At 54.5% G+C, this 13,614-nt stretch carries 11 protein-coding genes and 3 tRNA genes; 1 reads left to right on the top strand and 13 read right to left on the bottom strand.

Features of this window, described 5'->3' with window-relative positions; all coding sequences use genetic code 11:
* The 7 genes from lon to M0974_RS10280 form a co-directional block, all read right to left on the bottom strand.
* Positions 1-1,629: endopeptidase La (lon, locus tag M0974_RS10310; RefSeq protein ID WP_297835918.1), on the bottom strand; the 1,629-nt coding region annotated here is incomplete at its 3' end.
* A gap of 168 nt (positions 1,630-1,797) precedes the next feature.
* Positions 1,798-3,081 carry an ATP-dependent Clp protease ATP-binding subunit ClpX gene (clpX, locus tag M0974_RS10305; RefSeq protein WP_297835917.1) on the bottom strand — a complete coding sequence of 428 codons (1,284 nt, stop codon included), beginning with the start codon at positions 3,079-3,081 and terminating at the stop codon, positions 1,798-1,800.
* A 105-nt stretch (positions 3,082-3,186) separates the two neighbouring features.
* A complete protein-coding gene (gene clpP, locus M0974_RS10300; RefSeq protein ID WP_297835915.1) occupies positions 3,187-3,828 on the bottom strand; it encodes an ATP-dependent Clp endopeptidase proteolytic subunit ClpP in 642 nt (213 codons plus the stop codon).
* Between the two features lie 91 nt (positions 3,829-3,919).
* The gene (gene tig / locus M0974_RS10295) at positions 3,920-5,230 is read right to left on the bottom strand and encodes a trigger factor (protein ID WP_297835914.1); all 1,311 of its coding nucleotides are present in this window, start codon (positions 5,228-5,230) and stop codon (positions 3,920-3,922) included.
* Between the two features lie 404 nt (positions 5,231-5,634).
* Positions 5,635-5,719, bottom strand: a tRNA-Leu gene (locus M0974_RS10290).
* Between the two features lie 57 nt (positions 5,720-5,776).
* A tRNA-His gene (locus M0974_RS10285) sits at positions 5,777-5,852 on the bottom strand.
* Between the two features lie 57 nt (positions 5,853-5,909).
* A tRNA-Arg gene (locus tag M0974_RS10280) sits at positions 5,910-5,986 on the bottom strand.
* 280 nt (positions 5,987-6,266) lie between these two features.
* On the opposite strand from M0974_RS10280, the gene folD reads away from it, so the two are divergent.
* The gene (gene folD / locus M0974_RS10275) at positions 6,267-7,121 is read left to right on the top strand and encodes a bifunctional methylenetetrahydrofolate dehydrogenase/methenyltetrahydrofolate cyclohydrolase FolD (RefSeq protein ID WP_297835912.1); all 855 of its coding nucleotides are present in this window, start codon (positions 6,267-6,269) and stop codon (positions 7,119-7,121) included.
* Between the two features lie 209 nt (positions 7,122-7,330).
* On the opposite strand, the gene M0974_RS10270 is transcribed toward folD, so the two are convergent.
* The 6 genes from M0974_RS10270 to M0974_RS10245 all read right to left on the bottom strand — a co-directional run bounded on the left by M0974_RS10270 (position 7,331) and on the right by M0974_RS10245 (position 13,362).
* Positions 7,331-9,112: an ABC transporter substrate-binding protein gene (locus M0974_RS10270; RefSeq protein WP_297835911.1), complete on the bottom strand. Its 1,782-nt coding sequence runs from the start codon at positions 9,110-9,112 to the stop codon at positions 7,331-7,333.
* A gap of 89 nt (positions 9,113-9,201) precedes the next feature.
* Positions 9,202-9,474 carry a DUF2160 domain-containing protein gene (locus M0974_RS10265; protein WP_297835908.1) on the bottom strand — a complete coding sequence of 91 codons (273 nt, stop codon included), beginning with the start codon at positions 9,472-9,474 and terminating at the stop codon, positions 9,202-9,204.
* An 11-nt stretch (positions 9,475-9,485) separates the two neighbouring features.
* Positions 9,486-10,286, bottom strand: coding sequence for a carbohydrate ABC transporter permease (locus M0974_RS10260; protein WP_297835907.1), 801 nt, complete (start codon positions 10,284-10,286; stop codon positions 9,486-9,488).
* A 24-nt stretch (positions 10,287-10,310) separates the two neighbouring features.
* Positions 10,311-11,174: a carbohydrate ABC transporter permease gene (locus M0974_RS10255; RefSeq protein WP_297835905.1), complete on the bottom strand. Its 864-nt coding sequence runs from the start codon at positions 11,172-11,174 to the stop codon at positions 10,311-10,313.
* A complete protein-coding gene (locus M0974_RS10250) occupies positions 11,171-12,268 on the bottom strand; it encodes an ABC transporter ATP-binding protein (protein WP_297835903.1) in 1,098 nt (365 codons plus the stop codon). The genes M0974_RS10255 and M0974_RS10250 overlap by 4 nt, the downstream gene beginning before the upstream one ends.
* Positions 12,268-13,362: an ABC transporter ATP-binding protein gene (locus M0974_RS10245; protein ID WP_297835901.1), complete on the bottom strand. Its 1,095-nt coding sequence runs from the start codon at positions 13,360-13,362 to the stop codon at positions 12,268-12,270. Before M0974_RS10245 ends, M0974_RS10250 begins: the two co-directional genes overlap by 1 nt.
* Between the last annotated feature and the right edge of the window lie 252 nt (positions 13,363-13,614).

Below are 13,614 nucleotides of genomic sequence, written 5' to 3'. Positions count from 1 at the left end.
CTGACGCTCCAGGCTACGCACGCCTGCTTCACGGGTGTAGTAACGGACAATGTCGCGAATCGCTTCTTCGTCGAACTCGATTTCGCCCTTTTTCAAGCCATTAGCCTGAATCTGTTTTGGCGATAAGTACTTGACTGCAATGTTAATTTTTTCGTCTTCGGTGTAGCCAGGCAAACGGATAACTTCCATCCGGTCCAGCAACGCCGCAGGGATATTCATAGAGTTCGCGGTGCACAAGAACATCACATCGGAAAGGTCGTAGTCGACTTCCAGGTAGTGGTCGTTGAACGCGTGGTTTTGCTCTGGGTCGAGCACTTCAAGCAACGCCGACGCCGGATCACCGCGCATGTCGCTGCCCATTTTGTCGATTTCATCGAGCAGGAACAGCGGGTTGCGGACGCCCACCTTTGTCATTTTTTGTATCAATCTTCCTGGCATCGAACCGATATATGTCCGGCGATGGCCACGAATCTCGGCTTCATCACGCACACCGCCCAAGGCCATCCGCACAAATTTACGGTTTGTCGCGTGGGCAATCGACTCGGCAAGGGAGGTTTTACCCACACCCGGCGGCCCTACCAGACACAACACCGGACCACGAATCTTCTTCACGCGCTTTTGCACGGCGAGGTATTCGAGAATGCGTTCTTTGACTTCGTCCAGACCGTAGTGGTCTGCGTCGAGAATGTCTTCAGCACGGGCCAGGTCCAGGCGCACTTTGCTCTGGGCTTTCCAAGGCACTTGCACCAACCAGTCGATGTAGGAACGAACCACCGTGGCTTCAGCCGACATAGGCGACATTTGCTTGAGCTTGTTCAGCTCAGCCAGCGCCTTGGTTAGCGCATCCTTGGGCAAACCAGCCGCATCGATGCGCTTTTTCAGGTCTTCGATTTCATTGTGGCTTTCGTCGCTGTCGCCCAGCTCTTTCTGAATGGCCTTCATCTGCTCATTCAGGTAGTACTCACGCTGGCTGCGCTCCATCTGCTTCTTGACGCGACCACGGATGCGCTTCTCGACCTGCAGCAAGTCAATCTCTGCATCCAAGAGTGCCAGCACGTGTTCAACCCGTGCCGACAGGTCAACGATTTCAAGTATTTCCTGCTTTTGCTCGATTTTCAGCGCCATGTGAGCGGCCATGGTGTCGACCAGGCGACCCGGCTCGTCGATGCTGTTTAACGAAGACAGAACTTCGGCCGGGACTTTTTTGCCCAGCTGTACGTATTGTTCTAACTGAGCCAACAGGCTGCGCACAAACACTTCGGATTCACGGTCAGGCGCATCGACTTCATCGATCAGGGTGACTTCAGCACGGCAGTGACCATCGACTTCAATGAAGCGCTCGACAGTGCCACGCTGCTCGCCTTCGACCAGCACCTTGACGGTGCCGTCAGGCAGCTTGAGCAGCTGCAATACCGTTGCAACAGTGCCGACGCTATAAAGCGCCTCTTCACCCGGATCGTCGTCTGCGGGATTTCTCTGGGCAAGCAAGAGAATTTGCTTGTCACCGGTCATCGCGGCCTCAAGGGCTTCGATAGACTTCTCGCGCCCCACAAACAGTGGGATAACCATGTGCGGATAAACCACAACATCGCGCAATGGCAAGAGAGGCAATTCGATGGTTGTCTTCATGATTTCGCCCCTACGGCGGCCATAGGCCGCGGACAGATGGAATTAAGCTTGGAATCAAGATGGGGGTAGATCCCCAAAAAAACAAGCTTTGGAGCAGATAAAGAAAAAGGGGACCCGAAGGTCCCCTTTTTCGTTACTTTTCATTACTTAGCCGCGCAGCAACTTCACTTACGCGTCTGGAGCAGCCTTGGCAGCCGGCTCGCTGTTTTCGTAGATCAACAGCGGCTTGGACGTACCCTCGATGACGCTCTCATCGATCACCACCTTGCTCACTTCGGATTGCGAAGGGATCTCGTACATGGTGTCGAGCAGAACGCCCTCAAGAATGGAGCGAAGACCCCGAGCGCCAGTTTTGCGCTCAAGCGCACGTTTGGCGATGGACTTCAACGCATCGGCACGGAACTCAAGGTCCACGCCTTCCATTTCGAACAGTTTTGCGTATTGCTTGGTCAGCGCGTTTTTCGGCTCGGTGAGGATCTGCATCAAAGCAGCCTCATCCAATTCGTCCAACGTGGCCAGAACCGGCAGACGGCCCACGAATTCTGGGATCAGACCGAACTTGACCAAATCGTCAGGCTCGACTTCACGCAGTGACTCGCCAACCTTCTTGCCTTCTTCCTTGCTGCGAACTTCAGCATTGAAGCCGATGCCGCCGCGAGTAGAACGGCTCTGAATAACCTTTTCGAGGCCCGAGAAGGCGCCACCGCAGATAAACAGGATGTTACGCGTGTCCACCTGCAGGAATTCCTGCTGTGGATGCTTGCGCCCCCCTTGAGGAGGAACAGAAGCCACGGTGCCTTCGATCAGCTTCAGCAAGGCTTGTTGCACACCCTCACCAGAAACGTCACGCGTGATCGAAGGGTTGTCGGATTTGCGCGAAATCTTGTCGATTTCATCGATGTAGACAATACCCATCTGGGCCTTCTCTACGTCGTAATCACATTTCTGCAACAGCTTCTGAATGATGTTTTCCACGTCTTCACCCACATAACCGGCTTCGGTCAAGGTGGTGGCGTCGGCGATGGTGAACGGTACATTGAGCAAACGCGCCAGAGTTTCGGCGAGCAACGTCTTGCCTGAACCCGTAGGGCCGATCAGCAGGATGTTACTTTTGCCCAGTTCAACATCATCATTCTTTTTGTCACGCTGATTCAGGCGCTTGTAGTGGTTGTACACCGCTACAGCCAAAACCTTTTTCGCACGCTCTTGACCGATCACATATTGATCAAGAATGCCGCTGATTTCTTTCGGCGATGGTAATTTGTGCGCGCTGCTCTCAGCCTGGGCTTCTTGCACCTCCTCTCGGATGATGTCATTGCACAGGTCGACGCATTCGTCACAGATAAAAACAGAGGGGCCGGCAATCAATTTGCGCACTTCATGCTGGCTTTTGCCACAGAAGGAGCAATAGAGCAGCTTGCCGTTGTCCTCGCCGTTGCGAGTGTCAGTCATTCGATCGATCCAATCCGGTAGGCTTGCAACACAAGATGAAGGCTATTGCGGGCTTTTTCAAGTCCGCAGGTGGTCAGTAATCCTGACCACCTACGATTGAGCTACTTACTTAGCCATTTGACGCTGAGTAAGTACCTGATCGATCAGACCATATTCAGCAGCGCGTTCGGCGCTCATGAAGTTGTCGCGATTGGTGTCTTGCTCGATCGTCTCAATCGATTGCCCGGTATGGTGAGCCAGAATTTCATTCAGGCGAGCACGAATGGACAGGATTTCCTTGGCATGGATGTCGATATCCGACGCTTGACCCTGGAAGCCGCCCAATGGCTGGTGAATCATCATTCGCGAGTTCGGCAGGCAGTAGCGCTTTTTAGCGGCGCCGCCAGCCAACAGCAGGGCACCCATGCTGCAGGCCTGACCGATACAAATGGTCGATACGTCTGGCTTGATGAACTGCATGGTGTCGTAGATCGACATGCCTGCAGTCACCGAACCGCCTGGTGAGTTGATATAAAGATGGATGTCCTTGTCCGGATTCTCGGCTTCAAGGAACAGCAGTTGCGCCGCGATCAGGTTGGCCATGTAGTCTTCTACCGGGCCTACCAGAAAGATCACTCGCTCTTTTAACAGGCGCGAGTAGATGTCATAGGCGCGTTCGCCACGGGCAGACTGCTCGATAACCATCGGGACCAGGCCGCCAGCGGCCTGGATGTCAGAGTTCTGCTGAATATAAGAATTGCGGGACATATCCTGCATTCACTCCCAAATAGTCATTTCTTGAATACACATAAGCCAGCACGAAGGCTGGCTTATGGGTGTTTTCGAACGAAAGATGAAATCAGTCGGCTTGTGGTGCTTCAACCGGCTTGACAGCTTCTTCGTAAGAGACCGATTTGTCGGTCACGCTAGCTTTCTGCAAAACAGTATCCACAACTTGCTCTTCCAGCACAACCGAACGAACCTCGTTCAGTTGCTCATCGTTCTTGTAGTACCAGGACACAACCTGCTCAGGCTCTTGATAAGCCGATGCCATTTCCTGAATCATGGTACGAACGCGAGCGTCGTCAGGCTTGAGGTCGAACTGCTTGACCACTTCAGCAACGATCAGGCCCAGCTCCACGCGGCGCTTGGCTTGCTCGGTGAACAGCTCTGCCGGCAGTTGGTCAGGCTTGATGTTGCCGCCAAATTGCTGAACAGCCTGCACACGCAGACGATTGACTTCGTTGTCGAGCAACGCTTTAGGCACGTCGATCGGGTTGGAGGTCAGCAGACCGTCCATTACCTGATTCTTGACCTTGGATTTGATCGCCTGACGCAGTTCACGCTCCATGTTCTTGCGAACTTCGGTGCGGAAGCCTTCAACGCCCGATTCCTTGATGCCGAACTGAGTGAAGAACTCTTCGTTCAGCTCAGGCAATTTAGGCTCAGAGACAGTGTTGACGGTCACAGTGAACTCGACTGCTTTGTTAGCCAGGTCAAGGTTCTGATAGTTTTCCGGGAAGGTCAGGTTCAGAACGCGCTCTTCGCCAGCTTTAGCGCCGACCAGGGCTTCTTCGAAACCAGGGATCATGCGACCGGAACCCAATACCAACTGGGTGCCAGTGGCCGAACCGCCAGCGAATACTTCGCCGTCAACCTTGCCAACGAAATCGATGTTCAACTGATCGTCATTCTGAGCAACACGCTCGGTGACTTCAAAGCGAACATTCTGCTTACGCAGGATTTCCAGCATTTTGTCCAGGTCCGCGTCAGCTACGTCTGCGCTCAGACGCTCGACAGCGATGGACTCAAAGCCTGCAACCGTGAATTGCGGGAATACTTCAAAAGTAGCCACGTATTCCAGGTCTTTACCTTTTTCAAAGGTTTTAGGCTCTACGGACGGTGCGCCAGCCGGGTTCAGCTTCTGCTCAACCACTGCTTCGTAAAAAGTTGCCTGGATCAGTTCGCTCAACGCTTCCTGACGGGCGCCGTCTTCATAACGCTGACGGATAACGCTCATAGGCACTTTACCAGGACGGAAGCCTGGGATCTTGGCACTACGGGCCGCTTGTTGCAGACGCTTGTTGACTTCAGTCTCGATGCGTTCGGCAGGCACGCCAATGGTCATGCGGCGCTCAAGAGCAGTAGTATTTTCAACAGAAACTTGCATGGATATTCCTCGTTGCACAAACGTTAGCCGGCCGTTTCCGACCCCAGAATCAAGGGCATGCATTCTAGTGGGTCAAACTCAAGAAGTCACCCTACTGAAAAAGGGCAAACAAACGGCGTGAAATCCAACCGGCGCGAGGGATCGACGACGATCCTTGTGAACAGTTGAGGCCAGTCGGCAGGCGAAGTGTCTGGCGCAGCCCTGTCCTATATAAAGAAGCAGGAAACCCCTATTCGCGACCGCCAACAACCCAACCACAACCGCTTATCAAAAACACGCCTGACGCCGAAAAAAACAGCCTGAGCAACCGACGCCAGGGATAAAACCCAATATGTTGAAACAAAAAAAGCCGCACTAGGCGGCTTTTTTTCTCTTTGCGAATAGATCATTCACAAAGTTGTATTTGGTGCGGACGGAGAGACTCGAACTCTCACACCTTGCGGCGCTGGAACCTAAATCCAGTGTGTCTACCAATTCCACCACATCCGCGCGTCAAACTTTTAAAGCAAAGGCGCCAGATATTTAAATCTGGCGCCTTTTCTAATATGGGGTGGACGAAGGGGATCGAACCCTCGACAACGGGAGTCACAATCCCGTGCTCTACCAACTGAGCTACGCCCACCAAATTGCGTGTGACCGGTACATCGATACAACGTTACTTGTGCCAAAGTTGCCTGAATGGCGCACCCGGCAGGACTCGAACCTGCGACCATCCGCTTAGAAGGCGGATGCTCTATCCAACTGAGCTACGGGCGCTTATTTAATCTGTATCTTTTACCGACTACAAATTAAGAGCTTTCAGTCACGCTAAGCGAACCAACCACTCTGCCTGACTTTCTTAACCAGTGCTAGGCTCTACCCGACAAGTGCGACGAATCTTATAGACGACCCCGATAGTCGTCAACTCTTTTTCGAAAAAAATTCAGCTAGATAAAGGGCTTAGGGGAATCTGCCAACCAAGCGCCTTTGCCCTAAGGCGATGTCATGCGAGAATGCGCGCTCTTTTTCAATCCCTTTCGATGGTTAATCACGCGTAATGACTGCAAAACTAATAGACGGTAAAGCGATCGCAGCCAATCTGCGCCAGCAGATCGCCAAACGTGTCGCCGAGCGTCACCAGCAGGGCCTGCGCACGCCGGGCCTGGCGGTGATTCTGGTAGGCTGCGATCCCGCGTCTCAGGTTTACGTCTCACATAAGCGCAAGGATTGCGAAGAGGTCGGCTTCCTTTCGCAAGCCTATGACCTGCCCACCTACACCACCCAAGACGAGCTGACCGCTCTGATTGACAGGCTCAACGACGATGACAGTATCGACGGCGTGCTGTTGCAGTTACCGCTGCCAGCGCACCTTGATTCGTCAAAATTGCTCGAGCGTATCCGACCGGACAAAGACGTCGACGGCTTCCATCCGTATAACGTCGGGCGTCTGGCCCAACGTATTCCACTGCTGCGCCCTTGCACGCCTAAAGGCATCATTATCCTGCTGGAAAGCACCGGGGTAGACCTCTACGGGCTGGATGCCGTGGTGGTGGGCGCGTCGAACATTGTCGGCCGTCCGATGGCGATGGAACTGTTGCTGGCCGGTTGCACCGTTACGGTCACGCACCGCTTCACCCGTGATCTGGCAGGCCATGTCGGCCGAGCGGACCTGGTGGTGGTCGCAGCGGGCAAGCCGGGCCTGGTCAAGGGCGAGTGGATCAAGGAAGGTGCGATCGTGATCGACGTCGGCATCAACCGTCAGGAAGACGGCAAACTGGTCGGCGATGTGGTGTACGAAACCGCCCTGCCCCGCGCAGGATGGATCACGCCTGTTCCCGGCGGCGTCGGCCCAATGACCCGGGCTTGCTTGCTGGAAAATACCTTGTACGCAGCTGAAACACTGCACGTTTGAACCGATAACCCTCTGTAGGAGCCAACTTGTTGGCGAAGCGGTTAATCAGATAACCGTGTTGCTCGCTTCCCGAATAAATTCGGTCTACAGGCGAGGCGGTTGATCAGGTACACCGCATAAAACCTTCGCCAACAAGTTGGCTCCTACAGAGAATCGATACGCATAAAAAACGGCACCTCCAGGGTGCCGTTTTTTATTTTCAGCGCTACTTATTTGGCAGCAGATTTCAAGGTACTGGCGTCTTTCCAGGACTTCAGCAACTCGTTGTAGCTGATGGTTTCGCCTTTCGGCTTCTCGTTAGCCAATTTGCGTTGTGGCGCAGTGCCGCCTGCGGCTTCGCCTTTTTTGTACCACTCTTCCGCCGTGGTGATTGAGTTCATCTTCGGCCCGCAACCGCTGGCATCCTGCACCTTGGAACGCTCGATGCGAGTCATCAAGTCATCCTGATCCTTAGCCAGGCCGTCCAATGCCTGTTGCGCGGTTTTCTCACCAGTCACCGCTTCAGCCACATGTGGCCACCACAGTTGTGCCAGCTTCGGATAATCCGGCACGTTGGTGCCGGTTGGCGTCCATTGCACACGGGCCGGGCTGCGGTAGAACTCCACCAGGCCTCCGAGCTTCGGCGCCAGATCGGTCATGGCCTGTGAGTTGATGTCCGACTCACGAATCGGCGTCAGGCCGACGATGGTTTTCTTCAGGGACACGGTTTTCGAGGTCACAAACTGCGCGTACAACCAAGCCGCGAGTTTTTCTTTTTCTGGCGTCGTCTTCAGGAAGGTCCATGACCCTACATCCTGATAACCGAGTTTCATGCCGTCTTTCCAATACGGGCCTTTAGGCGACGGTGCCATCCGCCATTTCGGCGTGCCATCGGCGTTCATCACCGGCCCTGGCTTAGTCATGTCGGCGGTAAAGGCCGAGTACCAAAAGATCTGTTGCGCGATGTTGCCTTGCGCCGGTACCGGCCCGGCTTCGGAGAAGGTCATGCCGGCTGCTGCTGGCGGTGCATAGGCCTTGAGCCAGTCGATGTATTTCTGCGTGGCATACACCGCCGCCGGACCGTTGGTGTCACCGCCACGGGTAATGCTCGAACCCGCTGGATGGCAACCCTCTACCCGAATCCCCCACTCGTCCACCGGCTTGCCGTTAGGAAGACCTTTGTCGCCACTGCCCGCCATGGAAAACCAGGCATCGGTGAAGCGCCAACCCAGAGACGGATCTTTTTTGCCGTAGTCCATGTGGCCATAGACCTTCTTGCCATCGATTTCCTTGACGTCGTTGCTAAAGAACTCGGCGATGTCTTCATAGGCTGACCAGTTGACCGGCACTCCCAGCTCGTAGCCGTATTTAGCCTTGAACTTAGCTTTCAGGTCCGGGCGTTCGAACCAATCGGCACGGAACCAGTACAAGTTCGCAAATTGCTGATCGGGCAACTGATACAGCTTGCCATCCGGTGCAGTGGTGAACGAAGTACCGATGAAGTCTTTGACGTCTAAGGTCGGCGAAGTGTAATCCTTGCCCTCATTGGCCATCAGATCGGTCAGCGATTCCGTCTTGCTGTAACGAAAGTGCGTACCGATCAAGTCGGAGTCGTTGACCCAACCGTCGTAGATACTCCGGCCTTCCGACTGCAGAGAGGTCTGCAGTTTCTCGATCACATCCCCCTCTTGCATTACGTCGTGCGTGACCTTGATCCCGGTGATTTCGGTAAACGCCTTCGCCAGCGTCTCTGACTCATATTTGTGAGTCGTCAACGATTCAGACACCACCTTGATGCTCATGCCGCGAAAGGGTTCGGCCGTCTTGATGAACCATTTCAACTCGGCAAGCTGTTGCTCGGGGGTCAGGGTCGACGGTTTGAACTCATCGCCGATCCACTTCTTGGCCGCATCCTCATACTGATCGGCCCAGGCCGACATACTCAATCCGCTGAGCGCCAGCAGCGAAGCCAGCGTCACGCTATGTCGCAGTTTGTTGTTTTTGTTGAACATAGACACCTCCAAATTTTGATTCAAACGTCGCCAAATTCTTACGGGACCTACCGATCAAGTCGCTTGCACTGCCCACGAACCTCCATCCGTCAACCCCAACGCATCAACACCAACAGCCACACCAGGGACATCAGCGATGCGACCCAGATGCTCCAGTCGGTCGCGCCGATGACCAGTAAATGCAGGAAGGCGCTTCCGAGAAGACCGATAAACAAACGATCACCACGACTGGTGGCAATCGGTAAAAAACCACGACGCGCGATACTCGGCGAGCGCAACTCCCACGTCGTCATGCAGACCAGCAGCACACCAATGCAGCAGAAAAACGTAGCCGTCAGGGAAGTCCAGGCCATCCATTCCATGTGTCAGCTCCTCAAACTCGGCCGAGGGCAAAGCCCTTGGCCACATGATTACGAACAAACCAGATCACCAGCATCCCCGGCAGAATGGTCAACACCCCCGCTGCCGCCAACACCCCCCAATCGATCCCCGACGCCGACACCGTGCGCGTCATCACCGCCGCAATCGGCTTGGCATTGACCGAGGTCAGGGTTCGCGCCAGCAACAGCTCGACCCAAGAAAACATAAAGCAGAAGAACGCCGTCACGCCGATCCCGGAGCCAATCAAGGGGATGAAGATCTTCACGAAGAATTTGGGAAAGCTGTAGCCGTCGATATACGCCGTTTCGTCGATTTCCTTGGGCACGCCGGACATGAAGCCTTCCAGAATCCAGACCGCCAGCGGCACGTTGAACAGACAGTGTGCCAAGGCGACCGCCAGGGCTGTGTCGAACAGGCCAATCGATGAATACAACTGAAAGAACGGCAGCAGAAATACCGCCGGTGGCGCCATGCGGTTGGTCAACAGCCAGAAAAACAAATGCTTGTCACCGAGGAAGCGATAGCGGGAAAAGGCATAGGCTGCCGGCAACGCCACACTCAGGGAAATCACGGTATTGAGACACACGTAATACAAGGAGTTGAGATAGCCGTTGTACCAAACGGGATCGGTAAAGATCATGTGGTAGTTGGCCATTGTGAAGTCCTGCGGCCACAAGGTCAGGCCACCGAGAATCTCGGTATTGGTCTTGAACGACATGTTCACCAGCCAGTAGATCGGCACCAACAGGAACAGAATGTAGATCCACAACGGCACGACTTTTTGCAGTTTCATTTTCCCCAGTCTCATGGCCGGCCCTCAGTTCTTTTCGCCGTGGGTCATGGCGGTGTAGAACACCCACGACACCAACAGGATGATCAGGAAGTACACCAGCGAGAACGCCGCCGCCGGCCCCAGGTCGAATTGCCCCAGCGCCATGGTGGTCAGGGTCTGACTGAGGAAGGTGGTGGAGTTGCCCGGACCGCCGCCAGTGAGCACGAACGGCTCGGTGTAGATCATGAAGCTGTCCATGAAGCGCAGCATCACGGCGATCAGCAGCACGCTCTTCATCTTTGGCAACTGGATATGTCGGAACACCGCCCAGCCCGATGCCCGATCGATACGCGCGGCTTGGTAGTACACGTCCGGGATGGCGCGCAGACCGGAATAGCACAACAGTGCTACTAGCGAGGTCCAGTGCCAGACGTCGATGACCAGCACCGTCGCCCAGGCGTCCGATGCGTTAGCCGCATAGTTGTAATTCATGCCGATTTTGTTCAGGGTCCAGCCCAGCAGCCCGATATCGCCGCGCCCAAAAATCTGCCAGATAGTCCCCACTACGTTCCACGGAATCAGCAAAGGGATCGTCATCACAATCAGGCACAACGACGACCAACGGCCTTTGGTCGGCATGGTCAGGGCGATGCCGATGCCCAGCGGGATTTCGATCCCCAACACGCAGAACGAGTAAATGAACTGACGCAGCAGCGAGTCATGCAGCCGAGGGTCTTGCAGCACTTGCCTGAACCAGTCGGCCCCGACGAAATAACGACTCGACAGGTCGAAAATGTCCTGCACCGAGTAATTGACCACGGTCATCATCGGAATAATGGCGCTGAACGCCACCAACAGAAACACCGGAAGTACCAGCCACCACGCCTTATTGTTCTGGACCTTATTCACGGACTGACCTCCAGCAAGTAGTCGTCGGCATAGACCATCAGCCATTGGCTAGGGAAACTGACCCAGGCCTGATTCTCGGGCACTGGCTTGTCTTCCTGGATTCGAACCTTGAGCGTCTGCCCCGCCAGGCTCAACGTCAGGATCTTGTAGGTCCCAAGGTCTTCAACGTGGGAAACGTCAGCGCACAGCGCGTCGTCGAAAGGGCCTTCCCATATGTGCACGAACTCAGGCCGAATGCCGATTTTCAGGCTCGTCCATTGGGTCTCGGCGATCTTCTGCTGCAAACCTTCGGACAGCGGCAGATGCACGTCACCGAAGCCCACGCCACCGGCCTGAGGCTGAACGTCAATCAAGTTCATGCCGGGACTGCCAATGAAATAACCGACGAAGGTGTGACTAGGCCGCTCGAACAGTTCGCGCGGCGTGCCGAACTGCACAATCTGGCCGCCATACATCACCGCGATCTTGTCGGCAAAGGTCGAGGCCTCAAGTTGGTCATGGGTGACGTAGACCATGGTGATGTTGAATTGCTCATGGATCTGCTTGAGCTTGCGCCGCAGCTTCCACTTCAAATGCGGGTCGATCACCGTCAGAGGTTCGTCGAACAGGATCGCTGAAACGTCGTCTCGTACCAGTCCCCGGCCCATTGAAACCTTTTGTTTCTCATCAGCCGTCAGGTTGCGTGCTTTCTTTTTCAGCAGCGCTTGCAGGTCCAGAATTTCGGCAATTTCTTGGACTTTGCTGTGAATTTTATTCTCGGCCATGCCTTGATTACGCAGGGGAAACGCCAAGTTGTCGTACACCGACATGGTGTCGTACACCACCGGAAACTGGAAAACCTGAGCAATGTTGCGCTTCTCGGGCGTGAGGTCGTTGACCACTTTGGAGTCAAACAACACCTGCCCTTCTGATGGGCTCAGCAACCCGGAAATAATATTGAGCAAGGTCGATTTGCCACAACCCGAAGGCCCGAGTAAGGCGTAGGCACCGCCCTGCTCCCAAATGTGATTCATCTCACGAATCGCGTAGTCATCGGCACTGGTGGGGTGACTGCTGTAGCTATGAGCCAGTTTCTGCAAGCGAATTTCGGCCATCAGGCAACCCTCGCGATTCGGCGGCTGGGCGCCTGGATCAATTGACCTTGCTGATCGAAGACGAATAATTTATGCGTCGGGATGTAGATACGAATTGGCGCATCGACGTCGTACTCATGCACACCTGGCAAATGAAGGACCATCAGGAAGTGCTCGTTGCGCACGTGCAAGAAGGTTTCTGAACCACTGATCTCGGCAACTTCCACCGTCACCGCCAGCTCTAGGTCATCGTCATTGGACGGCACCAGACTGATATGGCTGGGACGTACACCAAAGCGGTACTCACCGTCGCCAATAGCGCGCAGGTCGACGTTGAGCGGAAAATGCACGAAGTTGGCAAAACTCACTTCGTTGCCATCGATGCGCCCCGGCATCAAATTGATCGGCGGTTCGGAAAACAACTCGGCGGCCAGCACGGTTTTTGGTTGGTGATACACCTCCGGGGTCCTTCCGCTTTGAATCACACGCCCTGCGTGCAGCACGGTGGTGGTGCCGCCCAAGGCCAAGGCTTCGTTGGGCTCGGTGGTGGCGTAAATGGCGATGGTATGGCGTGCCTCGAACAGTTCGCGCATTTCCTGACGCAGCTCTTCACGCAACTTGTAGTCGAGATTGACCAGGGGTTCATCGAACAGAATCAGCTCGGCATCCTTGACCAGCGCCCGCGCCATGGCCGTTCGTTGCTGCTGCCCACCCGACAGTTCAAGGGGATAACGCGAGAGAAATTTTTCTATCCGCAACATCCGTGCGGTCTCCAGCACCTTGCTCTGGATCAGCGCCTTCGAGACACCGGCCTGGCGTAACGGCGAGGCGATGTTGTCGAAGACGGTCATGGTCGGATAATTGATGAATTGCTGATAAACCATCGACACGTTGCGCTTGCGCACAGAGGTTTGGGTGACGTCGATACCGTTCATCAGGATCCGACCGCTGTCGGGTTTATCCAAACCGGCCATCAAGCGCATCAAGCTGGTTTTGCCGGAGAGCGTGCGACCCAGCAACACGTTGAATGACCCGGCCTCAAAGCCCAGGCTTACGTCGTCGATCCAGATTTGACCTTCGACTGAGCGACTAACACGCTCTAGCGTTAAAGACATGTGGCGTGCCCTATTTATTATTAGATTCAGGGACAACTGTGAATCGTTTTGAGATAGCCACATTCGTGCCAATCGAATCGAAGCATGCGCTGATTCGTCTAACTTATTGAAAAACAAACAGTTAATAAAAAACCAGGAACCTGTGACATTCACAACCGAACTTAAGTGAGCACCTAACACTGAACAATTGAACATTTCACAGGTTGACTTTGAACAATTTTGAACAACACTAGTTGAACGCTTAGAGCAGGG

Source organism: Pseudomonas sp., from assembly GCF_026224925.1.
Lineage (GTDB): Bacteria > Pseudomonadota > Gammaproteobacteria > Pseudomonadales > Pseudomonadaceae > Aquipseudomonas.
This window is presented reverse-complemented; position numbering and strand designations above follow the sequence as displayed.

Coding starts and splice junctions, on each gene's coding strand:
- clpX (WP_297835917.1), bottom strand. CDS start 3,081: ATGACTGACACTCGCAACGGCGAGGACAACGGCAAGCTGCTCTATTGC.
- clpP (WP_297835915.1), bottom strand. CDS start 3,828: ATGTCCCGCAATTCTTATATTCAGCAGAACTCTGACATCCAGGCCGCT.
- tig (WP_297835914.1), bottom strand. CDS start 5,230: ATGCAAGTTTCTGTTGAAAATACTACTGCTCTTGAGCGCCGCATGACC.
- folD (WP_297835912.1), top strand. CDS start 6,267: ATGACTGCAAAACTAATAGACGGTAAAGCGATCGCAGCCAATCTGCGC.
- M0974_RS10270 (WP_297835911.1), bottom strand. CDS start 9,112: ATGTTCAACAAAAACAACAAACTGCGACATAGCGTGACGCTGGCTTCG.
- M0974_RS10265 (WP_297835908.1), bottom strand. CDS start 9,474: ATGGAATGGATGGCCTGGACTTCCCTGACGGCTACGTTTTTCTGCTGC.
- M0974_RS10260 (WP_297835907.1), bottom strand. CDS start 10,286: ATGAAACTGCAAAAAGTCGTGCCGTTGTGGATCTACATTCTGTTCCTG.
- M0974_RS10250 (WP_297835903.1), bottom strand. CDS start 12,268: ATGGCCGAAATTCGCTTGCAGAAACTGGCTCATAGCTACAGCAGTCAC.
- M0974_RS10245 (WP_297835901.1), bottom strand. CDS start 13,362: ATGTCTTTAACGCTAGAGCGTGTTAGTCGCTCAGTCGAAGGTCAAATC.